Genomic DNA, 20,312 nt, shown 5'->3' with positions numbered 1-20,312 from the left:
ACTACGGTGCCCGCGCTAGTAGACGTGTGTCAACTAGGCTTGGTCCATGCCTCCACGCCAGCGACTCACCCCTGACGGGCGCCACGCCCAGCTCCTCGCCGTCGGCGCCCGGCTCTTCGCCGCTCACCCCTACGCCGACGTGCTGATGGAAGAGGTCGCCGAGCAGGCCGGCGTGTCACGAGCTCTGCTCTACCGGCACTTCCCGAGCAAGCAGGCCCTCTTCGCCGCCGTGTACCAGCAGGCCGCAGACCAGTTGCTCGCCGAGACGCGGCTCGACCCCGCCCACTCACTGCGTGAGCAGCTCGCGCAGGGCATGGACGTCCATCTCGACTACTTCGTGGCCAACCGCAACGCCGTCCTCGCCGCGAACCGGGTCCTCGCGGGCGATCCGGTGATCCAGACGATCATGTCGAACGAGCTGGACGCACTCCGGGCGAGGCTGCTGGCGGTCCTTCCGCTCGCGGGCGACGACGTTCGCGAGGCCGTCTCCGGGGTTCTGAAGAGCTGGCTGGTCTTCGTCCAGGTCCTGTGCGTCGACTGGCTCACCCGCGAGACCTGCACGCGCGATCAGCTACGCGACATCTGCGTCGGCGCGGCCCTTGGCGCCCTCGAACCACTGCTCGCCGAGAACCCGACGAGCCGCTGAGAGACACGTCGCGGACGTCGCTCCCCCGGCCGCCGGCGGCCAAGGTCGCCGGCCGAGAACGGAAAGATCGATCCCGAGATCAAGAGGTCGCAGCAGGCGGTGGCCAAGGGCATCCGGTCCGCGGCCGGCAGGGGCGCTAAGATGATCTCGATGTCGCTCGGCACCGACGCATGGGCCGACTTCGCGCCGTACGAGGAGGAAGCCGCCGCGGTGGACCATGCCGTAGGTAAGCGCGTGCTCCTGCTCGCCGGCTCGGGCAACGGAGAATCGACGGGCTCCCTGGCCACCGCCGCCGCCACGGGGCCGGACGGGGAGGCGGGCGGACTTCTCCCAGGTGCGCTCGTACATCACGATCGCCGCTCCGGGCGTCGACATCTACAGCGCCTCGAACACGGGCGGGCACAAGCCGGTGGACGCCCCGGTCACCCATCCTTCGTTCTGCCCCGTTCTTCTGGCGGCGGGCGGCGCCGGGGCCGTCTTCGGACCCGCTTTCCGGGCCGGCGTGTTCTTCCTGTTCCGGCGCCCGGCCTCCTGCCACACACAACGAGCTCCCGGCTCGTGATCCGATTACGAAAGAAGAGATGAAACTTTCCCTTTTGTCCCTCGCCGGTATGGGCGCCGTTCTGCTCGGCGTCGCGGCGACGGCCGTCATCCCCGCCTCCTCGGCCGCCGCCGCCGAGGAGACCCTGCGTACCGTGGCGGCGGCCCGAAACCTGCGCATCGGGACGGCCGTCAACGACCGCGCCCTGGAGACCGACAACGGCTACCGCGACAAGCTCAAGTACGAGTTCAACAGCGTGACCCCCGAGAACGCCATGAAATGGGTGAACGTGGAGCCCGAACCCGGCGTGCACACCTGGGCCAAGGCGGACGCCGTCGTCTCCTTCGCCCAGGAGAACAAGCAGATGGTCCGCGGTCACACCCTCGTCTGGCACGGCGGTCTCCCCACGTGGGTCAGCGACGGCTCACTCAGTGACCAGCAACTGCGCGCCGCGCTCCAACAGCACATCGAGACCACCGTCAAGCGTTACGCCGGCCGGGTCGCCGTGTGGGACGTCGTCAACGAGGTCCTCGCCGAGGACGGCACCCTCAGGCAATCCATCTGGCTCAAGCGCCTGGGCCCCGGCTACATCGCCGACGCCTTCCGCTGGGCCCACGCCGCCGACCCCGCGGCCAAGCTCTACATCAACGACTTCAACGCCGAGTGGAGCAACCGCAAGCGGGACGGCCTCTACAACCTCGTACACGACCTGCGGGCCCAGGGCGTGCCGATCGACGGCGTCGGCTTCCAGACCCACGCCATGATCGCCGACCCGATGCCCGCCACGCTGCCGCTGACGCAGCTCAAGAGCACTCTGAAGTTGTTCGCCGAGCTGGGCGTCGACGTGGCCGTCACCGAGCTGGACGTCCGGCTCAAGCTGCCGGTGGACGCGGACAAGCTGGCCGCCCAGGGCGAGGTCTACCGCCGGGCCGCCGAGGCGTGCCTCGCCGTCGCCCGCTGCGTGTCCCTGACCATGTGGAGCCTCACCGACAAGTACTCGTGGGTGCCGTCCGGGGTTCCCGGCTGGGGTGCGGCCCACCCTCTGGACGAGAAGCTGGCCAAGAAGCCCGCCTATCTCCAGCTACGCTCCGGGCTGACGGAACGGGACTTCACCTCGACCGCCGTCGCCAGCCACTCCGAGAAGTGCCTGTCCTTCTCCGGCACGCAGGTCGTCCAGGCGGCGTGCGGGACCGACCAGCGGCTGCTGTTCCGCCGCGTGGCGACGAAGACCTACCAGATCTCCGACCCGTCCGGAGACAAGTGCCTCAAGGTGGGGATCCCGAGGGCGGGGATCCAGGACACCCTGACCCGCGGCTCGTGCGCGCCCTTGCTCACCGACTACCAGTTCGAGCTGCGTCCGTCGGGGGACGGGCAGCAGATCGTGTCCGTCAGCAACTCCAGATGCGTCGCCGTCAAGGACCGGAGCACCGCCACGGGAGCCGTCCTCGAACTGGTGCCGTGCTCGGGCACCCCGGTCTGGCAGCTGACCGACATGCCGGGACACCCGTAGTCCGGAAGGGCCCGGTTCTCGGCGTCCTCCGCGACGCGACGCATTAGGACGGTGTCGTCACGCGGCTCGGTTGCGAACAGACAAGGCCGATCGATCTGGACTGACATCCCGTCGATCGGCCTTTCGCAGCCGTCGGGACGACAGGGCCTGCGTCACAACGTCGAGCGCGACCTCCGAGACACCGCGCCATAGTGGAGGGCAGGGCAGAGGAACGCCGGAACAGCGGCCAACAGCGAGGCGTCCATCGAAGTCGGGCCGGTTCACAGTGAACCGATGCTCAGGGTGAGCAGGCCGGAGACGCCGGCAAGCCCTTGCTCGGTGAGACAGGCCTGAGGCTTCGTGCTGAACATGGGGAACGTGCCGGTCCACCGCGTTCCCTTGAACTCGCCGTCGACCACCACACCCTTGATCAGAACGAGGCTTTCCGCGCCGTTGAGTGAGACGGCGGAAGTGGAGGACAGCGTGCTGGTGTTGCCGTTGTTCCACGTGATCCTCCGGCTGCCCGCCCTCGTGCCGGAGGTGCAGGAGAACGTCCCTGTGGCGGAGAAGGTGGACGTGGCCCGGGAAATGGTGGGATCACTGCTGGAGACGCACTCGATCAGGGGGGCCGTCCCGCTGACCGTGACCTCCCGGGGCTGATCGGTGAGGCCGGGGGTGTAGGTCACCGTCTGGGAACCGGCGCACTTGGTCAACCCGATCGCGGCGCGTGCGCCGGTCGCGACCGGGACGAGCATGGCGACGAGCAGCGCAAGGCCGCCGATCGCCATCCCGGCGAACCGAGGCCCGCGTGAGGTGGACACGAACGGCGGAACGCCCTTGAGGATTGACATGCCCTCTCCTGCCTACGACGCGGTCGCTTGCCCCGAACCTGAGAATCCGCAGGCCCACTACTTACCGTTACCATACACAAACATCAAGTCAACCTTCCGGCCCAGCACAGCTTGGGCCGGAGTGGGAGTGACGGTGCGGCGAAGGGCCTGGGGTCGGCGGACGATCTCGTCGGCGCTGCGGCTTTCGAGAGGCAGGTCAGACAGTGGTCACACGCAGAACATTCCTCGGCACCGCCACCGCAGCCGGCGCCACGACGCTGCTCGGCGGCAACGTACTCCCCGCCGCACGTACCGGCACATCCCCGTCGCACGCGGCCGGACAACGACCGGCACGCGACGCGATCCGTGCGGTCAACGCCGACACGCGGCGGAACTACGCCGCGCTGAAAGCCGACCTCGTCAACCAGCTGAGCCCGGTCATCGTCGTCCAGAACGACCATCGGGGTGGTCTGTACAGCCTCGTCTCGAACGGGCAGGCACTGGAGTCGCTGCACCCGGTCGACGAGATCTTCGAGCTGGCGAAGTCGATCGCCCACCTCCCGCTGGGCATCTTCACAGTCATCGCCCCATACCTGCCCAAGCAGGTCCCGGCTTTCCAGAACTCCAGAATCGATCCGCACGACCTGGGCATGGTCGCGTTCAAGGGGCCGGGGGACGGCTGGGTCGAGCCACTCAACGACGCCTCCGCCACGATAACCACGGCCCGGCGGCAACTCGACGAGGCGAGACTCCCACTCGACCTTCAGCAGTCGTGCGCAAACATCCTCGACAGATCACGCGAATTCATCGCGGACACCGCACGAAGCCGCTCCTTCGACATGAAGTCCTTCGAGGACTACTCGGGCAGCGTGTACCCGAACATCCGCACCAACATGCACTGGGCGTGCAAAGTGCAGATCGAAGGCGTCGCGGACATCATGACCCGCTGGCGCCGACAGCTCGGCGATGACGCCTGGAAAGGCCTCTACGTCGTCGTCTTCACGATCTGGACCACATCCTCCCGGAACCAGAACTCCGTCATCATCAAGAAGTTCATGGACCCGGCACAGGCCGACACCCACCTGATCGACCTGTCCACGGCCGAGATCCCCTCCAAGCCGATCCCCGTCGCCCTGGACAACGTCGCCCGGATCGTGCAGGACAACATCGCCGCAGAGATGATCTTCTGCACCGACACGAAACTCGCGAACGCTCTCAAGGGCCCGGACGAACTTCTGTCCGACGACATCCTGCGACTGCTCGGCCGCGCGCCCGACGCGAAGGATCAGGCATGCTGATGCCCTTGAAAGCCCTGGCCTCTGCGCGGGGCCGACTGGATTCAGCACCTCATCGAGCCGACACGCCCGTTCGGCCCCGACACCACGTCGACGGCCTCGCCCGATGAATGATCAGCGAACGCAGGGCCGAGCAAACCCGCCGGCACGCCGGCCACTGGCGGCGGAACTCGGTGCTGAGCGTGGCCAGCTCACCGACGAGGTCGCGCAGGGCGCGGTCGTGCGGCTCGCGTCCGGCCTCGGCGCGCATGGATACACGGCCGGCACCAGTCGGTTGTGCGCTCCGTGCCGTGGCGGTGGAGCGCTCGCCGGGGGCGCTCGTCTCCGCCGTTCCGGTCAGCCTGCCGCCCGCTCGGCCGACCCGATATCTCGGATCAGGTCAGGGGTTTCCAGAAGTCGCAGCGGTGCTCGCGGGCGAGGTTCACCTCGCCGATCCCGTTCTGGCCGGTGGCGAGCGACAGCACCTGGCCTCCGGGCGCGTCGTAGGGCGGCCAGCCGGTCGCCCCGTCGCCGTTGGGGTCGCCGGCGCGGGCGAAGCGGGTCCAGTAGCCGATCATCTCGTCGGAGAGCCGCCGCTGCTCCGGTGACAGGTCATGGCCGGCGTACGCGCGCGAGAACAGGTACTGGAGTTCCCCGGCGTGGTAGGCGCCTGTCGGATAGCTCTGTGGGGCGGCGTCCTTGAACCACGGCGCCGTCCGGTCGGAGAATTCGTAGGCGAAGGTGGGCACGTACCGGCCCAGCAGGTCGTTCATCTCGACCGCGGGGCAGGCCCAGGCCCAGTCGGTGAGCGTGCCGGCCATCGCCCAGCTCGTCGAGCCCTTGTAGTCGCTCAGTGGGTAGCGGCGGATCACCTTCGCGGTCTGCTTGCCGTCCAGGCCCAGGAACGTGCCGAGCACCGCGGGGTAGTCCTTGGGGGCGATCGGGCCGCCCGCCTCGGCGTCGAAGCCGACCTGGAAGGTGACGTGCTCATCCCGGGTGATGCCGTGCATGACCGGCACCTTCGCGAACTCGCCGGACCTGAGCTGGCGTACCGGATCCCGGGGAAGCACTCCGGCGCCGTAGGCCGGCGCGAGCCCGCGCGGACCGACGGCCTTCAGCAGGACGGACACGGGCTTGGAACGCAGGCAGGCAGCCGCCGTGCGAAGGTCGGCGCAGCCGGCCGCGGTGGCGATCTCGATGGCCTGTCTCTCCGCCTGCGCCCGCGGCTTGGGACGCCAGGTCTCCGCGTCCGGTCCGGCCGTGCTCGGGGCCCACGGCCAGCGCAGGGTGCACGGCCCGCTCTGCATGATGACGCGCTGGAACAGCCCCCGCGACCCCGGGGCGGTCAGGTGGACGCAGCTCGACATCCCGCCGGCGGACTCTCCGAAGAGCGTGACGTTGTGCGGATCGCCGCCGAACGCCGCCGCGTTCGCCCGCACCCAGCGCAGCACCGCCTGCTGGTCCTCGATCCCGAAGTTGCCGGACCCGTGCCGGGCCGGGCCGCCGTTCAGCGCGGGGTGCGCCAGGAATCCGAGCGCGTTGAGACGGTAGTTGAAGGTCACCACCATGACGTCGCCCTTGGCGGCCAGCCGTTCGGCGCCGTAGATCGCTCCGGAGCCGCCCAGGAAGCCGCCGCCGTGGATCCACACCATGACGGGCAGCTTCCCGGTGGTGCGCCTCGGCGTGGTGACGTTGAGGTACAGGCAGTCCTCGGCGGTGCTCGGCTTGTCGCCGATGAAGTCCATGACCTGGGCGCACGCGGGGCCGGGACGGGTCGCGGCACGCACCCCCCTCCACCCGGCGGCGGGTCGCGGCGATCCCCATCTCAGCGGCCCCACGGGCGGCGCCGCGTACGGGATGCCCTGGAAGAGCCGGTATTCGTCGCGTAACGCGCCGCGGACGAGGCCCGTCTCGGTGCGGACCACCCCCGGATCATCACCGGCCCGGCGGCTCGCGGCCGTCGCCGGTGGGGCTGCGGCGAGCGCGGTGACCAGGCAGGCGAGCACGGTCATGGGCGTCCGGAGGACGTTTCTCATGGGATTCCTCAAGGTGGGTGAGACGGGACAGTCCTGGCTCAGGAGACCGGAGACCCGATCACTTCGACGGGGTAGCGCCGCATGGCGTACGACCTGAAAGGTCTCCGGTTTCTTGGAGCGGCGGCGCAGCCTTGCGCGCCCTTGCTCGGCGCATGAGTTTCCGGCCTATTGCGCAGGTGCCACGACCGCGGCCGTTCCGGTGCCGGGGGCCGCGGGGGCGGTACGGCGAGCGCCGCGGAGCAGGCTGACGCTGACGGCGAGGGTCCACAGACTCCAGAGGGCGCCCATGCTGGCGGTGGTGCCCCAGCCTTGCGCGCTGTAGAAGTCGGCGGCGTCGTCGCCGAAGTACACGGCGGGCAGGAAGGCGAGGTTGACCGCAGCGAGGACGTAGGCGGAGCGTGCCACCCAGCGCGGGAGCAGACCGAGCCGGGATACCGCGATCCCCAGGGCGATCAGGAAGAGGCCCATGAGGAGCCTGGAGACGGCGCCCTGCATGAGGTATTGGGCGCCGGCGAAGGGCCCTTCCATGGTGGTGTCGATGTCGTGGTCCACTGTGATCGCCGCGCCCACCTCCATGGACTGCGGGACGAACACCATGGCCACCCACAGCAGGCCGGCGTTCTGGACGATGCCGGCGACCCAGTCGTAGGCCGGGTCGACGTGGCGGATGAGCTGGCGGAGCCCGACGAAGTAGACGATGTAGACGGTGCAGCCGGTGACGCCGAGCAGGCTGCGGGTCAGGACGTCCCAGTCCGGCGGGGTCTCGTAGATGAAGTACAGCGGGACCTGGATGATGATCAGGAGGCTGGCGGCCAGGCCGGACAGGCCGGCGTACCTGCGGATGGCGGTCTCGGACACGATGGGTGCCCTCCTTACGAGAGTCGCGACAAATAAAACTGGGATCTCGTTAATTGCTCCTCAACGTAGCCGTGCCGCCTCGCTAATACAACCCTGGTTTTCTTAGTTGCCCATTTCGGCGTTTAAAGGGGACTGAGGTTGCGTTAAACTGGCGTCCAGGCAGGATGGCAATCAGGCGAGCAGAGGAGCCATGTCTTGTCCGAGGACCGCCCGGCACCGGGGACGATGCGACCGCGCGGGCGTACCGAACGGGTGCGCGCCGCCGTCCTGGCCGCCACCCGTGCCGAGCTGGAGGCCCACGGGTACGCGGAGCTGAGCATGGAACGCGTGGCCGAGCTCGCGGGCGTCGCCAAGAGCACGGTGTACCGGCGATGGCGCGACCCGGTGGGCCTGCTGGTCGAGCTCATCACCGACCTGACCAGCTCCGAGGTGCCGCTCCTGGACACCGGGTCGATCGAGGTGGACCTGCGCGGGCTCGCGGTGGGCATCCACCGCTTCTACAGCGACCCGGTCTGGCGCCCGGCGATGCTTGGACTGATCACGGCGGCAGCGCTGGACCCGAGGGCGGCGCAGGCGTTGCACGACTTTTTCCGGACCCGCAACGACATGGCCGCCGAGTCGGTGCGGCACGCGATCGAACGCGGCGACCTCCCGCCCGACACCGACCCGGTCCAGGTGATCCGATCGGTCGGCGCGCCGTTCTACTACCGGATGCTCGTCAGCCATGAACCCATCGACGAGACCGTCGCCGAACAGGCCGCCGCGGCCGCTATCGCCGCCGCGAAGGCGGGAGCGTATCCCGTCCGGCCGGATCAGAAGGGTTGAGAAGAGGAGTCGGCACCTCGTTTGCCTCGTCCGCTCCCCCGGTGCGGCGTTCCGGTCTCAGCCGACGGCCCAGCCGGCCCAGCCACCGCCAGGGCCGCTGCGCCTCGGCAGGACCGTCCGGTTCCCGCGTGCCGTAGCCGCCGTAGTAGCCCCCATCGGGTGAGACAGGCGGAAGAGTCATGGCAGGTCCTTCCTCAGGAAGGTGGTGCGCGGAAAGCGCCGGGCCGGTGTGAAGGCGGCCGGCGCGGTGCTGCGGGCCGTCGCGGGGGCCGGCCCGCAGCAGAGGGGAAGACAGTCGCTCGCCCCCGTTCCAGGCCCGAGCTGGTGCAAACTCACCAGATCCCCGTGACCGTACCTCAGGTCCGAGACCTTTCACAGGGGCCGCGGGCGGCGAGGACGGCTACTCGTCGCCCGTTTCCGCGCTCAACCCCGCAGTTGCTCGTCCAGGGCCGACCGCAGCCGCGCGACCTGTTCCGGTGTGGCACGTGGGGCGACCACGGAGGCCAGCTCGGACAGCGGCAGGCGCAACCCGCGAGCGGCCAGGGCCGCCGGATCGCCGATCACGCCATGGGCGGTCATCACCGGTGTCAGGCGCTCCCACAACCGAGCGTCGTCGACGGCGTCCGCGATCACTTCCGGCGACGCCGGCGGCGGCAGCTCGGCCTTCCACTGATGATCGCCAGGTCCGGTCAGGAACGGTTCCCGCCCCGGCAGGTGCACGATCGCCTCGGTCCCCGGCGGGACCCGCGCTTCGAGGACGAGGGTGCCGTCGCTGATCCGCCACGCCACCCCCGCCTCGCCGTACGGAGTCTCCAGGTCGGCCTCTGCCCAGGTCAGCCCATGTCCCGGCAGCGGGCGGACCTCGATCCGCCGGTAGCCGGGGGCGGCGGGCGCGAGGCCGGCCACCCGCCGGTGCAGCCAGTCGGCGACCGCGCCCAGCGCATAGTGGTTGAACGAGGTCATCTGGCCGGGGTTGATCGAGCCGTCGGGCAGCATGCTGTCCCAGCGTTCCCAGATCGTCGTCGCCCCCATCGTCACCGGGTAGAGCCACGACGGGCAGGAGCGCTCCAGGAGCAGCCGGAACGCCAGGTGCGGGTATCCCGCCTCGGTGAGCGCGTCCGTGATCAGCGGCGTGCCGACGAATCCGGTCGCCACCCGGAAGCCGTTGGCCCGCACCAGGTCGGCCAGCCTCGATCCGGCCGCTTCCCGCTGCTCCGGCGTCGGCAGCAGGTCCCACTGAAGGGCCATCGCATAGGCCGTGGGAGTGTCGCTGACCATCAGCCCGCGCTCTGTGACGTAGGCGAAGGCGAACGCCCGCCTCACCTCCGCCGCCAGGTCCCGGTAGCGTCGCGCGTCCTCGCTCAGGCCGAGCACGGCGGCGGTCCTGGCCAGCAGGTCGGTGCTGCGGATGTAGTGCGCGGTGGCGACCAGGTCCTTGTCCGTACGGGAGTCACCGGGCGCGTCCGGCGGGGCGGCCGGGTCCAGCCAGTCGCCGAACTGGAACCGGCCGGCCCACAGGCCGTCCTCCCCCGCGAAGGCGTGCAGCCGTTCCACCCACGCCCGCATGCTCGGATACTGCTCGCGCAGCACCTCGGCGTCGCCGTAACGCTCGTAGAGAGTCCACGGCACGATCGTGGCCGCATCTCCCCATGCGGCGGCGGCGGGAAGGATGTTGTGGTGGATGTTCGGCACCACGAACGGCACGCAGCCGTCCTCGAACTGCTCCGCCGCCAGATCCCGCAACCACGAGGACAGGAAGGACGAGCAGTCGGCCAGGAAGGCGGCCGCGGGGGCGAAGACCTGGATGTCGCCCGTCCAGCCGAGCCGCTCGTCCCGCTGGGGGCAGTCGGTCGGCACGTCGAGGAAGTTGCCGCGCATGCTGCGCACCACGTTGTCGTGGAGCTGTTGCACATCGGGGTCCGAGCAGCGGAAATGCCCTGTGGGGCGCAGGTCGGAGCTGAGAACGACCGCTTCGACCGACTCGATCTCCTCAGGAGCCACGCCACGCAGCCCCGCGTACCTGAAGCCGTGGAAGGTCAGCGACGGCTCCAGCACCTCGGTCCGCCCACCGGCCAGCACATAGCGGTCGGTGGCTTGGGCACTGCGCAGAGGGCGGATGCCCAGTTCACCGTCCTCCAGCACTTCGGCGTGCCGGACGACGACCTCCTGCCCGGCACGCCCGCGCACGCGCAGCCGTACCCAGCCCACCAGGTTCTCCCCGAAGTCCACCAGCAGCTCCCCCGACGGGGCCGCGTACCGCATGTCGCCCGGCACTGCGGCGACCGGCCGGACGGGTGGAGAGTCGCCGGGAAAGAGCCGGTCGAGCGGCTCGTCGAGCACCTCCACCGGTTCGCCCGCGCCGCGCCCGATCCGCAGGTCGGTGGTCTGTCCGTCGTAGAGGTCGTCGGCGAGGACGCCCGTGGTGTGCGCCTGCCAGCTCTCGTCGGTCACCACCAGGTGCGTGCTTCCGTCGGCGCACTCGATCTCCAGTTGCGCCAGCAGCGCGAGCCGGTCGCCGTACAGGGCTCGCTCGCCGCGCGAGTAGAGCCTGCCGCGGTACCAGCCGTTGCCGAGCAGCGCGGTGACCTCGTTCTCGCCCGGCCTGAGCAGGGCGGTCACGTCGTGGGTGCGGTAACGCAGCCGCCGGCCGTAACTGGTCCAGCCGGGCGCCAGTTCCTCGTCGGTGACGCGCTCGCCGTTGATCCGCGTCACGTGCAGCCCGAGCGCGGTGACGTGCAGGCGGGCACGGGTCACCGCCGCGGGCAGCCGCACGGTACGGCTCAGCAGCGGTGCGGCGGTGAGCACCCCGCCGAGGGTCCGCGGCGAGACGAAGCGCGCGCTCCAGTCCCCGGCGCCGAAGAGCGGCGTCTCAAAGGCCAGCGGCCGGCTCCAGGCGCCCCAGCGGCCTCGGCTGCCGACGCTGACGCGCAGCGTTCCGGTGGCGCGGGAGTCCAGTGGGGCGAACGGCCATCGCACGCCGAGCTGTTCGGCGCCCTCCGCCGTGTGGACGACGGGCTGCCCGCCGGCGAGGGTGAGCTCGATGCGATAGGCGTCGAACGGCTCCGTGGTCCGCCAGGACAGACGCGGTCGCGGCGCCGGCATGCCGTGCAGCCGCAGGTCGACGCTCACCGGACCGCCACGGGGTCGGCGGTGGCCTGCATGCGGCGACGCAACGGGAAGATCCACGTCCAGGCGATCAAAGCGGCGATGAGCACGGCGGCGAGCAGCACCACCATCAGCGCCTGGGGGCTGGCGTCGGCGATCGCGGGGGTGACCAGCGCGAAGCCCGCCGCCACGAAGCGGGTGAAGGCTATGGCGACGCCCTGCGCGGTGCCTCTGATCAGGGTGGGGAAGAACTCCTGCGACCACACCTTGAAGATGACCTCGCCGGCGAAACTCGCGCCGATCGTGATGGCGAACTTCAGGATGATCAGCGTCACCGTGTTCAGCCCCACGACCAGCGGGATCGCCGCTCCGATCGCCATGATCGCGACACCGATCGTGTAGAGCAGCATCCGGGCGGGCCCGTCCACGTACTTCATGAAGAGCAGGATGGTGAGGAATCCGAGCGGATAGGCCAGCATCCCCACGAGGGTGGCCGTCGACACCTGCGCCCCGGCCACTTCGGTGAACAGGAACGTCTGGAACTGGCCGAACGTGTTGGCGACCAGGTTACCGACGGCGTAGAAGAGGCCGAGCCCGATGACGGCACCGAGGAGCGGCCTGGACGTCAGCACGCGCCAGGAGTCGCCGCGCACGCCCTCGGCCGGGCCGGCCTGCTGCCGGTCGCGCTCGCGTACCCACTCCTCCGACTCCCCCAGCCTCCGGCGCAGCACGAGCACCACCAAGGCCACGACGATCACGTGCAGGTAGATGATCCGCGCGCCGATCGTTCCGCTCCCCGAGACCAGGAACGCGATGAGGTAGGCAGCGAATCCGCCACAACTCCAGAGCACCTGCGAAAAGGCGACAAGCCTGGCACGCCGGCCTTCCGGCGCCTCCTCGGCCACCAGCGCCAAGGAGGTCGGAATGTCGGCGCCCATCGCCAGACCGGTGACGGCCACACCGACGAAGATCATCCACGGCTGGACGGCGAAGGCGAGCAGCAGGAGACCGGCGACGAAGACGACCAGGTCGTACGTGAACACCCTGCGCCTGCCCAGCAGGTCCCCGAGCCGTCCGCCGAACACGGCTCCAAGGGCCAGGCCCAGCGTCAGGACGGACGACGCCGTGCCGATCATCCACGGGCTCAGCCCGAGCTGCTGCTTGTACAGAACCAGCGCGGTGCCGGTCCCCACGATGGTGGCCGCGTCCATGTAGGAGGCCATGCCGCCGAGCGCGGCCGTCCTCCAGGCACGCCTGGCCGTCGTCTGTGTCATCTGCGTCGATACCTCGTGTAGGGGGTTCCACGGCCCGCACGCCGCCGGTCCGCGTTGTGTGAAGCGACTATTGTGGATCGATCTACATTTTTCAAGAGGGAAGTTCCGGACCGCTATGTTGCTGCCATGAGTTCCTCGCGCCCCACGATCTCCGACGTCGCCGCCGCGGCAGGAGTGTCACGGGCTGCCGTGTCGAAAGTCCTGCGCGACGCCTACGGCGTGAGCCCGCGCATGCGCGAACGCGTCGAGCGGGCCATCGCCGAGCTCGGTTACCGCCCCCGGGAGGCCGCCCGCGCCATGCGCACCGCCACCCGCACCATCGGGGTGGCCGTCCCCTTGCTGCGTGGCCAGTTCTTCGCCGACATCCTCGACGGCGTCTACGACGAGCTGGACACCGGCCCCTACCGGATGCTCGTCTCGCCCTTCGACCACGAGACCAGCGAGCGCAACCCCGGCATGGAGTCGCTGTGGGACCGCGAGGTGGAAGCGGTCATCGTCGTCTCGCCGAAGGTGCGCGCCTCCTGGCTCGACTCCTTCGCCCAGCGGCTGCCGACGGTGGTGGTGGCCAGGCACGACGCGAGCGACCATTACGACCGCGTCGTCAACGACGACCGCGCGGGCGCGGCCCTGGCCGTCGAGCACCTGGCGGCGCTGGGTCACCGGCGGATCACTCACCTCTCGCACAACGTCTCCGGGCCCGGCACGCTGAGCCCGCATGCCGTACGCGAGGCCGGCTACCGCGAAGCGATGCAACGGCTGGGGCTCGACGCGTCCCTGTCGGTGGTGACGTGCGGCGGCAGCGAGGCCGAGACCTACCGGGCCACGGCGGCGCTGCTCGACCGGGGGGATCCGCCGACCGCGCTGTTCGTCGGGTCCGACCAGGGGGCCTTCGGGAGCCTGCGGGCGCTGTCGGAGCGTGGGCTGCGCGTGCCCGATGACGTCTCCGTCGTGGGCTACGACGACACCCAGTTCGCCTCTCACCCCCGCTTCTCGCTCACCACCGTCGCCCAGTACGGCACCGCCATGGGCCGCGTCGCGGCCGGCCTGGCACTGGAGCGGATCAAGGTGCGCACGGAGGCACGGGAGTGGGTGTCACAGCCGGCGTTGATCGAGCGTGACTCCACCGGACCCGTACGCCTTGCCTGACGCCACCGGCCGATTGATCGCCCGGCAGGTCGGCTGAGGAGCGCCCTGCGCCAGGCGCGTCGGGCGCGTCGGGCGCTGCCCGGCGGATCGGCCCGACGGCTCCGCCGCGCCCGGCTGGGGTGGAGCGTCGGGAACTCCGGAACGCAGCGGGGTCTCGGCTGCGGCCGGGCCCAGGCGGGCGGCCAGACCGTCCCCATCCGGGCGGCGTACAGGCTGCCCAGCAGGGCGATGCCGAGCGATCCGCCGACCGTGCGCGCCAGGGTGAGTGTGCCGTTGGCGGCGCCCATGTCGCAGGGATCGGCCCGAAGATACCGGGACGGGTCATGGCGGTTCAGGCGGCGTAAGGGCGGGCGGTCCTGGCCTCGCGCAGCGAGTGCGCCCACCAGGCAAGACGGTCCAGCATGACCTTGGCCGCGGCGTCGGCGGCCGGGTCGACGGCCTTGCCGTCGCCGTCGAACTGCGCCCAGGGGTGCTGCAGGCCGACGCTGTCGCGGATGGTGACGGCATGCAGTTCGGCCAGGACGAGCCGCAATTGCTCCACGGCACGAAGCCCGGCGGAGAAGGCGCCGTAGGAGACGAACGCGACGGGCTTGGCGTGCCACTCGGTGTTGTGCCAGTCGATGGCGTTCTTCAGCGACGCCGGGAAGCTGTGGTTGTACTCGGGCGTCACGATGACGAAGGCGTCGGCCGCCGCCATCCGCGGTGACACGGCCGCCAGCAGGTCCTTGGCCTCCTGCGTGGCGGGCGGCTGCCCGAGTACGGGGTAGACGGTCGGCAGGGGGGTCTCGACCAGGTCGATCAGGTCGGCGTTCATGTCCTCCCGCTGGGCCAGGTGGTCCATGATCCAGCCGGCTACGGCGGGGCCGAAGCGGCCGTCACGGGTGCTGCCGAGAAGGACGGCGATGTTGAGCATGTCGTTCCCCAATGTGTACAACGTATTCGCGAGAGACAATGTACGCATCACTGTGTACGCTGTCCACTTCTGATACGTTGTATCTGTCGCGACGGGAAGGGAGGCCCTGACTGTGGCCACGGATGAGAACGTGTCGCTGTGGGAACGGCTGGCGCGGCCCGCCCCCACGCCCCGCCAGGTGCTGTCGCCGCAGCGCATCGCCACGGCCGCCGTCGCGATCGCCGACGCCGAGGGCTTGGAGGCGGTCACCATGCGCCGTCTCGCGGCCGAGCTGAGCGTCGCCCCCATGGCGCCTTACCGCCACGTGTCCGGCAAGGACGACTTGCTGGAACTGATGGTCGATCACGTCTACGCCGACCTGAGCCTGCCCGACGGCCTCGGCTGGCGCGAGAACCTGCGAACGCTTGCCGTGCGCACGCGCCGGCTGATGCTCGACCACCGATGGCTCGCCCAGTTGCCCCCGCAGGCCAAGCTCTCCCTCACCCCTCGCCGGATGGCCGTGGCCGAGAAGGCCCTGGCGGCCCTCGACGGCCTGGGGCTCGACGCCGACGCGATGATGAGCGCCTTCCGTACCGTGGACGCCTATGTGCACGGCTCCATGAACTACGAGAGTGCCGTCAGCACCCTGATCGCCGAACAGAACCTGTCCGACGGGGACGAACTGCGCGACACCCTCGCCCCGTTGATGATGTGGCACATGCGAACCGGCCGTTATCCCACTTTTCAGCGGTACCTGCACACGGCCGCCCGCAAGGACGACACCCAATGGCAGTTCGAATCCGGCCTCGACTGCGTCCTCGACGGCATCGCCGCCCGCCTGGGCCTTTGAGGGACGCGGCCACCGCACGGGAAGCATCGGCGCAAGTCCCCGGCGGTGGCACCGATCGCACCGCGATCATGTAGGCGTTCCCGCTCCTCCGAGCCGCGCCGGCCGGTGACGAACCGATTTCCCGTTCCGGCTTGACCCTGCCCCTAGGGCAAGGCTCCACGATGTTCCGCATGAACAACGCACTGCGCACCGTCGAAGCCCGGATCCGCGAGCAGGCCGCCACCTCCTGTGAGTCCGGCGGCATCCCCGGATTCGTCGCCGGCGTCCACCACGCCGGCGAGCAGATCGTCGTCGCCCACGGCACCGCGAACCGTGCCACCGGCGCACCCATGCGCGAAGACACCGGTTTCCTCTTCGGCTCCGTCACCAAGGTCCTGACCACCACGCTGGTCATGCGGCAGGTCGACCGCGGACTGCTGGACCTTGACACCCCGGTGGTGCAGTACCTTCCCGAATTCGCCCTGTCCGCGCCGGGCGCCGCGGACAGGATCCTGGTCCGGCACCTGCTCTCCCACACCAACGGCATCGACGCGGACCTGTTCTTCCCCGACGCCCGGGGCCGCGACGCCTTGAAGACCTACCTCACCGGCCTCGCGAGCGACTGCGGCACTCTGTTCGAGCCCGGCGAGCAGCTCAGCTACTCCAACGGGGGCATGATCGTCGCAGGCCGCCTGCTGGAAGTGGTGACCGGCACGCCCTTCCCCGACCTGCTCGCACGCGAGATCTACGCCCCGGTCGGCATGAAGGACTCCAGCACCTCCGCCGAGCAGGCCATCCTGCGCAGCACGGCGGTCGGCCACTTCCTGGACCCCGAGACCATGACGGCCGAGCCCACGACCATGTTCACGCTGCCCGACACCTGGGGACCGGCCGGCGGCACGCCGATCGGCACCGTCGCCGACCTGCTCGCCTTCGGACGCACCCACCTCGCGGGCGGGGTGTCGCCTTCCGGCACACGTGTGCTGTCGGCCGAGTCGACCGCCCTCATGCGGCAGGTCTCGTACGACATGGCGTCCCCGAACACTCCGCCGATGGGCCTGGGCTGGGTGCTGTACCCGTTCGGCGACACCACCGTCCTGGCCATGTCCGGCGCGTCGCCCGGCGGCGTGTCCATCTTGTGTGTCCTGCCCGAGCACGACCTGGTCTTCACGGCCTTCGGCAACAGCCCGGGGGCGATCATGCTGCAGGACCGGATCCTGCAGTGGCTGCTGAGCGCGCATCTCGGCGTCCAGATCCCGGCTCTGGTCACCGGATCGGAGGACGTCGACCTCACCCCGTACGTGGGCACCTACCGCTCCGACCAGCTCCGCATCGAGGTCAGCATCGTCGACGGCCAGCTTGAGGAACGGACGACTTACGAACCGGCGGACGAAACGCAGGAGCGGATCTTCACCGAGTTCGCCGGCGGCACGACCTCCGCCCCGCCGCAGCGCTATGTGCCCATCCGGCCGGGCCTCTTCGCGCCCGCCGGCTACCCGTGGGAGACGTTCGACGGGTACCTGCGACTGCTGCTCGTCTCCTACCACGACGTCCGCGACGGCCAGGCGCGCTTCCGCAACGGCGGCGGCCGCCTGACCCGCCGGGCCTGACCCCTCCCCGCCTGGGTGGAAGGATGTCCAGCATGCTCACGATCGGCCAGCTCGCGGACTACGCCGGGGTGACCACAAAAGCCATCCGTCACTACCACGAACGCGGTTTGCTCGCCGAGCCCGACCGCGACTCCTCCGGTTACCGGCGCTACACCGCCGACGACGCCGTCGACCTCGTCAAGATCAGGACCCTGGCCCGTGCGGGCGTGCCGCTGGCCCGCGTCAAGGACCTTCTCGACGCCGACCCGGAGGCGCTCGCGGCAGCCATCGCCGAGATCGACCACAACCTCGAAGACCGCATCGCGCAGCTGCTGCGAACCCGCGATCAACTGGCCCAGCTGCGCGGCGGCGACCGGCTCTTCGTCTCCCAGGAAGTCGCCGACTACCTGGACGGTCTGCGTCAACTCGGTGTGAGCGAGCGCCAGATACACCTGGAGCGCGGCGGCTGGATCCTCATGCAGACCGCCTCCCCCGAGGACGCCTCCTTGTGGGTCGCCGAGAAGCGCGAGCTCATGGCTGATCCCGAGTTCCGCGCCCTCTACCTCGAACACGACGCCGCCTACGACTGGACCGCGGACGATCCCCGCCTTCCCGCCCTCGCGGACCGGACCCGGAACTGGTTCACCAACCACCACGGCTGCTCCGAGACCCGCCGCATCGCCAACCCCGCCATCGCCCGGCTGGCCGCGCGATCCCAGCCTGGAGCCTCATCCCCCGCTTGGGACCGCCTGACCCTGCTCATGAACGGCTAGCCTCGATTCGCGTGCTGGTCAGAGCTGTTGACCGGGTCAGGCGCCTGTGCCCGCCCTCGCGAGTGCGAGGGCGGCGGTCAGCCGGGGTGGCGGTCGAGCAGGTCGGCGAAGGCCGCCGCCGCGTTGTCGGCGCGCGCCGGGTCCGCGGCGACCATGCGGTCGAGCGCCAGGCCGTCGAGTGTGGCGAGGATGAGGTCGGCGAGCGGCTCCGCCTCGCCCGCCGCGACCCCCAGGGCGAGGAGGCCGCCCCGCAACGGCTCGCGCCACGGCCCGCGCAGTTGTTCGACGGCGGCCCGCCAGCGTTCGGGTTCCTTGGTGGCGAGGACGGAAAGGTCGAGATAGAGCCGGGTGGTCTGCGTGCCGCTCGGGTGCGCGAGGCTGGACCACAGATGCCTGACGAGGTCGGCGACGCTGCGCACCGCCTCGCCAGGAGGTTCGGCCGCCGCGGCCAGCCGCTGCTGCGCGAGCGCGAGGGCGGCGCCGACGAGCCGTTCCTTGCTGCCGAAGTGGTAGATCAGCATGCGGTCGCTGGTGTTCAGGGCGGCGGCCAGCGGACGCAGCGACAACCCGATGAGACCGTGTTCGAGCACGTAGTCCAGCACTTGCTCGGCCAGCTCGGCACGACGATCCATGGCTCGACCGTAGCAGCCTCCCCCGCACATGTAGCGCATGCTACATTCCTAAGCATGTAGCGACTGCTACATGCGAAGGGGGCGGCGATGATGGGGAACAGGATGGCGCTCGTGCTCGCACCGCTGATGTGGGGTGCGGTCGCGGGGGTGAGTACGCCGCGCGGGCCGCTGACCCCGGCAGCGGCGCTGACCAGCATCGGGCTCAGCCTGGTCGTGGGCGGGGTCGCCGGATACCTCGCCAGGTCGCGATGGGCGATGATCGCGGCGCCGGCGGTGTTCGCCATGGTCTTCGAGATCGTCCGGACCGGCGCGGAAGGGCCGAGCGTCGACGCGCCGCAGGGCGGGCTGTTCGGAGTGCTCGCGTTCCTCGCCGGGCGGGGCGTGCACGGGCTGCTCGCGTTGCTTCCGATGCTCGTCGGCGCCGCCTGCGGAGCCGGCCTTGCCCGATCAGGACAGGAAACCGGCCTTGCCCGATCAGGACAGGGAGCCGGCCTTGCCCGATCAGGCTCGGTAGCGGGACGCGTCCGGCGCCTGCTCGGCCGGACGCTGATCGGCGTGCTCGCGATGATCGTCGCCCTGCTGGCGATCGGCGTCGCGCTGCCCGCGAGCACCGCCCCGATCACCGGTGAGCGGGCCGTCGCCGAGCTGACGGCCATCCCGAGCGGCTCCCACCGGCTCGGGCTGATGATCCGCGGCCGGGACACGGCCAAGCCGGTCCTGTTGTTCGTCCCCGGCGCGCCCGGCGCGGCCGAACGCGGAGCGGTGCGCAGGCACCTGCCCGCGCTGGAGGACCACGTCGTCGTCGCCACCCTCGACCGACGCGGCGGCGGCAGCTCCTACCCGACGCTCGAACCCACCGCCACGCTGACCCCGGCGAGCGAGACCGGCGACATCCTCGCCGCCGCGAACTACCTCAGAACCCGATTCGGCAAGGACCGCATCTACCTCCTGGCACACTCCGGGGGCACCCTGCCCGCGGTGCTCGCCGTGCAACGGCGGCCCGAGCTGTTCCACGCCTACGTCGGCGTCGGTCAAGCAGTGAACACCGGCGCCGCCGACCGCGTCCAGTACGCCGACACCCTCGCCTGGGCGCGCGGCCACCGTGACCGCGACCTCGCCGCCGCGCTGGAAGCCGTCGGCCCCCCGCCCTATGCCGGCATGTACGGCTACGAGCCGATGCTGCTCGCCGAGAGCAAGGTCTACGCGACCGGGAACGGCCAGGGCGGCCTCGACGAGAGCCTGGCGGCGCCCGAATACTCCTTGCTGGACAAAGTGCACCTCGTCACCGGCTTCCTCGACGCCTACGATCGCTACTACCCGCGGGCCCGCGACCTCGACCTGCGGGCCCGTGTCCCGCGGCTCGCCGTCCCCGCCTACTTCATCGACGGCGCCGACGAGGTCCCGGCACGCAGCCGGCTGCTGGACGACTGGTACGCCACCCTCCTGGCGCCCCACAAGGAACGCGCCGTCCTGCCCGGCGCCGGGCACCGGTCGCTGTTCGAGCAGCCGGACAGGTTCACCGACCTCCTCGTCGGGCGCGTCCTGGCCACAGGCGTCAGAACCTGAGCACTGC

The 20,312-nt window shown here is 70.2% G+C and carries 18 protein-coding genes; 10 read left to right on the top strand and 8 right to left on the bottom strand.

Annotated elements, in window-relative coordinates:
- Nucleotides 1-46 precede the first annotated feature (46 nt).
- From ACWCSU_RS35385 to ACWCSU_RS35375, 3 genes are all read left to right on the top strand, one after another.
- A complete protein-coding gene (locus tag ACWCSU_RS35385; RefSeq protein ID WP_357701494.1) occupies nucleotides 47-646 on the top strand; it encodes a TetR/AcrR family transcriptional regulator in 600 nt (199 codons plus the stop codon).
- A 334-nt stretch (nucleotides 647-980) separates the two neighbouring features.
- Nucleotides 981-1,208 (top strand): hypothetical protein, encoded by a 228-nt coding sequence (locus ACWCSU_RS35380; RefSeq protein WP_449940875.1) that lies wholly within the window; start codon nucleotides 981-983, stop codon nucleotides 1,206-1,208.
- A 19-nt stretch (nucleotides 1,209-1,227) separates the two neighbouring features.
- Nucleotides 1,228-2,697: an endo-1,4-beta-xylanase gene (locus tag ACWCSU_RS35375; RefSeq protein WP_449940874.1), complete on the top strand. Its 1,470-nt coding sequence runs from the start codon at nucleotides 1,228-1,230 to the stop codon at nucleotides 2,695-2,697.
- 260 nt (nucleotides 2,698-2,957) lie between these two features.
- On the opposite strand, the gene ACWCSU_RS35370 is transcribed toward ACWCSU_RS35375, so the two are convergent.
- Nucleotides 2,958-3,464 (bottom strand): hypothetical protein, encoded by a 507-nt coding sequence (locus tag ACWCSU_RS35370; RefSeq protein ID WP_449940872.1) that lies wholly within the window; start codon nucleotides 3,462-3,464, stop codon nucleotides 2,958-2,960.
- 266 nt (nucleotides 3,465-3,730) lie between these two features.
- Between ACWCSU_RS35370 and ACWCSU_RS35365 the strand changes: the two genes are divergently transcribed.
- Nucleotides 3,731-4,804: a twin-arginine translocation signal domain-containing protein gene (locus ACWCSU_RS35365; protein ID WP_449940871.1), complete on the top strand. Its 1,074-nt coding sequence runs from the start codon at nucleotides 3,731-3,733 to the stop codon at nucleotides 4,802-4,804.
- Nucleotides 4,805-4,853: 49 nt separating this feature from the next.
- Here ACWCSU_RS35365 and ACWCSU_RS35360 read toward each other — a convergent pair whose 3' ends face one another.
- The 3 genes from ACWCSU_RS35360 to ACWCSU_RS35350 form a co-directional block, all read right to left on the bottom strand.
- Nucleotides 4,854-5,051 (bottom strand): MmyB family transcriptional regulator, encoded by a 198-nt coding sequence (locus tag ACWCSU_RS35360; protein WP_449940870.1) that lies wholly within the window; start codon nucleotides 5,049-5,051, stop codon nucleotides 4,854-4,856.
- 124 nt (nucleotides 5,052-5,175) lie between these two features.
- Nucleotides 5,176-6,816: a carboxylesterase/lipase family protein gene (locus tag ACWCSU_RS35355; RefSeq protein ID WP_449940868.1), complete on the bottom strand. Its 1,641-nt coding sequence runs from the start codon at nucleotides 6,814-6,816 to the stop codon at nucleotides 5,176-5,178.
- A gap of 165 nt (nucleotides 6,817-6,981) precedes the next feature.
- Nucleotides 6,982-7,674, bottom strand: coding sequence for a hypothetical protein (locus ACWCSU_RS35350; RefSeq protein ID WP_449940865.1), 693 nt, complete (start codon nucleotides 7,672-7,674; stop codon nucleotides 6,982-6,984).
- Nucleotides 7,675-7,869: 195 nt separating this feature from the next.
- On the opposite strand from ACWCSU_RS35350, the gene ACWCSU_RS35345 reads away from it, so the two are divergent.
- Nucleotides 7,870-8,499 (top strand): TetR/AcrR family transcriptional regulator, encoded by a 630-nt coding sequence (locus ACWCSU_RS35345; RefSeq protein ID WP_357701476.1) that lies wholly within the window; start codon nucleotides 7,870-7,872, stop codon nucleotides 8,497-8,499.
- Between the two features lie 423 nt (nucleotides 8,500-8,922).
- Here the strand turns inward: ACWCSU_RS35345 and ACWCSU_RS35340 are convergent, their stop codons facing one another.
- Both ACWCSU_RS35340 and ACWCSU_RS35335 read right to left on the bottom strand, forming a co-directional pair.
- The gene (locus tag ACWCSU_RS35340; RefSeq protein ID WP_449940863.1) at nucleotides 8,923-11,628 is read right to left on the bottom strand and encodes a family 78 glycoside hydrolase catalytic domain; all 2,706 of its coding nucleotides are present in this window, start codon (nucleotides 11,626-11,628) and stop codon (nucleotides 8,923-8,925) included.
- Entirely contained in the window at nucleotides 11,625-12,878 is a 1,254-nt protein-coding gene (locus tag ACWCSU_RS35335; protein ID WP_449940860.1) for an MFS transporter, read from the bottom strand. Before ACWCSU_RS35335 ends, ACWCSU_RS35340 begins: the two co-directional genes overlap by 4 nt.
- A gap of 126 nt (nucleotides 12,879-13,004) precedes the next feature.
- Here ACWCSU_RS35335 and ACWCSU_RS35330 point away from each other — a divergent pair, with 126 nt between their 5' ends.
- Nucleotides 13,005-14,024, top strand: a complete 1,020-nt coding sequence (locus tag ACWCSU_RS35330; protein WP_449940858.1) for a LacI family DNA-binding transcriptional regulator — start codon at nucleotides 13,005-13,007, stop codon at nucleotides 14,022-14,024.
- Between the two features lie 331 nt (nucleotides 14,025-14,355).
- Here the strand turns inward: ACWCSU_RS35330 and ACWCSU_RS35325 are convergent, their stop codons facing one another.
- Nucleotides 14,356-14,949: an NADPH-dependent FMN reductase gene (locus ACWCSU_RS35325; protein ID WP_449940856.1), complete on the bottom strand. Its 594-nt coding sequence runs from the start codon at nucleotides 14,947-14,949 to the stop codon at nucleotides 14,356-14,358.
- Between the two features lie 100 nt (nucleotides 14,950-15,049).
- Here ACWCSU_RS35325 and ACWCSU_RS35320 point away from each other — a divergent pair, with 100 nt between their 5' ends.
- The 3 genes from ACWCSU_RS35320 (at nucleotide 15,050) to ACWCSU_RS35310 (ending at nucleotide 18,107) form a co-directional block, all read left to right on the top strand.
- Nucleotides 15,050-15,766 carry a TetR/AcrR family transcriptional regulator C-terminal domain-containing protein gene (locus ACWCSU_RS35320; RefSeq protein WP_357701464.1) on the top strand — a complete coding sequence of 239 codons (717 nt, stop codon included), beginning with the start codon at nucleotides 15,050-15,052 and terminating at the stop codon, nucleotides 15,764-15,766.
- A gap of 170 nt (nucleotides 15,767-15,936) precedes the next feature.
- On the top strand, nucleotides 15,937-17,355 hold the full coding sequence (locus ACWCSU_RS35315; protein ID WP_449940853.1) for a serine hydrolase domain-containing protein: 1,419 nt from the start codon (nucleotides 15,937-15,939) through the stop codon (nucleotides 17,353-17,355).
- A 32-nt stretch (nucleotides 17,356-17,387) separates the two neighbouring features.
- Nucleotides 17,388-18,107 (top strand): MerR family transcriptional regulator, encoded by a 720-nt coding sequence (locus tag ACWCSU_RS35310; protein ID WP_449940851.1) that lies wholly within the window; start codon nucleotides 17,388-17,390, stop codon nucleotides 18,105-18,107.
- 77 nt (nucleotides 18,108-18,184) lie between these two features.
- Here ACWCSU_RS35310 and ACWCSU_RS35305 read toward each other — a convergent pair whose 3' ends face one another.
- Entirely contained in the window at nucleotides 18,185-18,739 is a 555-nt protein-coding gene (locus tag ACWCSU_RS35305; protein WP_449940848.1) for a TetR family transcriptional regulator, read from the bottom strand.
- An 87-nt stretch (nucleotides 18,740-18,826) separates the two neighbouring features.
- On the opposite strand from ACWCSU_RS35305, the gene ACWCSU_RS35300 reads away from it, so the two are divergent.
- A complete protein-coding gene (locus tag ACWCSU_RS35300) occupies nucleotides 18,827-20,305 on the top strand; it encodes an alpha/beta fold hydrolase (RefSeq protein ID WP_449940846.1) in 1,479 nt (492 codons plus the stop codon).
- The last annotated feature ends 7 nt before the right edge of the window (nucleotides 20,306-20,312 follow it).

The organism is Nonomuraea sp. NPDC001699, assembly GCF_053596455.1.
Note: the sequence above shows the minus strand (reverse complement) of the source record. Positions and strands in the feature narration are given on the sequence as shown.

Bases quoted from the DNA above. Each gene is read 5' to 3' on its own strand.
- ACWCSU_RS35360 (WP_449940870.1), bottom strand. From the start codon at position 5,051: ATGCGCGCCGAGGCCGGACGCGAGCCGCACGACCGCGCCCTGCGCGAC.
- ACWCSU_RS35385 (WP_357701494.1), top strand. From the start codon at position 47: ATGCCTCCACGCCAGCGACTCACCCCTGACGGGCGCCACGCCCAGCTC.
- ACWCSU_RS35300 (WP_449940846.1), top strand. From the start codon at position 18,827: ATGATGGGGAACAGGATGGCGCTCGTGCTCGCACCGCTGATGTGGGGT.
- ACWCSU_RS35330 (WP_449940858.1), top strand. From the start codon at position 13,005: ATGAGTTCCTCGCGCCCCACGATCTCCGACGTCGCCGCCGCGGCAGGA.
- ACWCSU_RS35375 (WP_449940874.1), top strand. From the start codon at position 1,228: ATGAAACTTTCCCTTTTGTCCCTCGCCGGTATGGGCGCCGTTCTGCTC.
- ACWCSU_RS35310 (WP_449940851.1), top strand. From the start codon at position 17,388: ATGCTCACGATCGGCCAGCTCGCGGACTACGCCGGGGTGACCACAAAA.
- ACWCSU_RS35370 (WP_449940872.1), bottom strand. From the start codon at position 3,464: ATGGCGATCGGCGGCCTTGCGCTGCTCGTCGCCATGCTCGTCCCGGTC.
- ACWCSU_RS35335 (WP_449940860.1), bottom strand. From the start codon at position 12,878: ATGACACAGACGACGGCCAGGCGTGCCTGGAGGACGGCCGCGCTCGGC.
- ACWCSU_RS35305 (WP_449940848.1), bottom strand. From the start codon at position 18,739: ATGGATCGTCGTGCCGAGCTGGCCGAGCAAGTGCTGGACTACGTGCTC.
- ACWCSU_RS35355 (WP_449940868.1), bottom strand. From the start codon at position 6,816: ATGAGAAACGTCCTCCGGACGCCCATGACCGTGCTCGCCTGCCTGGTC.
- ACWCSU_RS35315 (WP_449940853.1), top strand. From the start codon at position 15,937: ATGAACAACGCACTGCGCACCGTCGAAGCCCGGATCCGCGAGCAGGCC.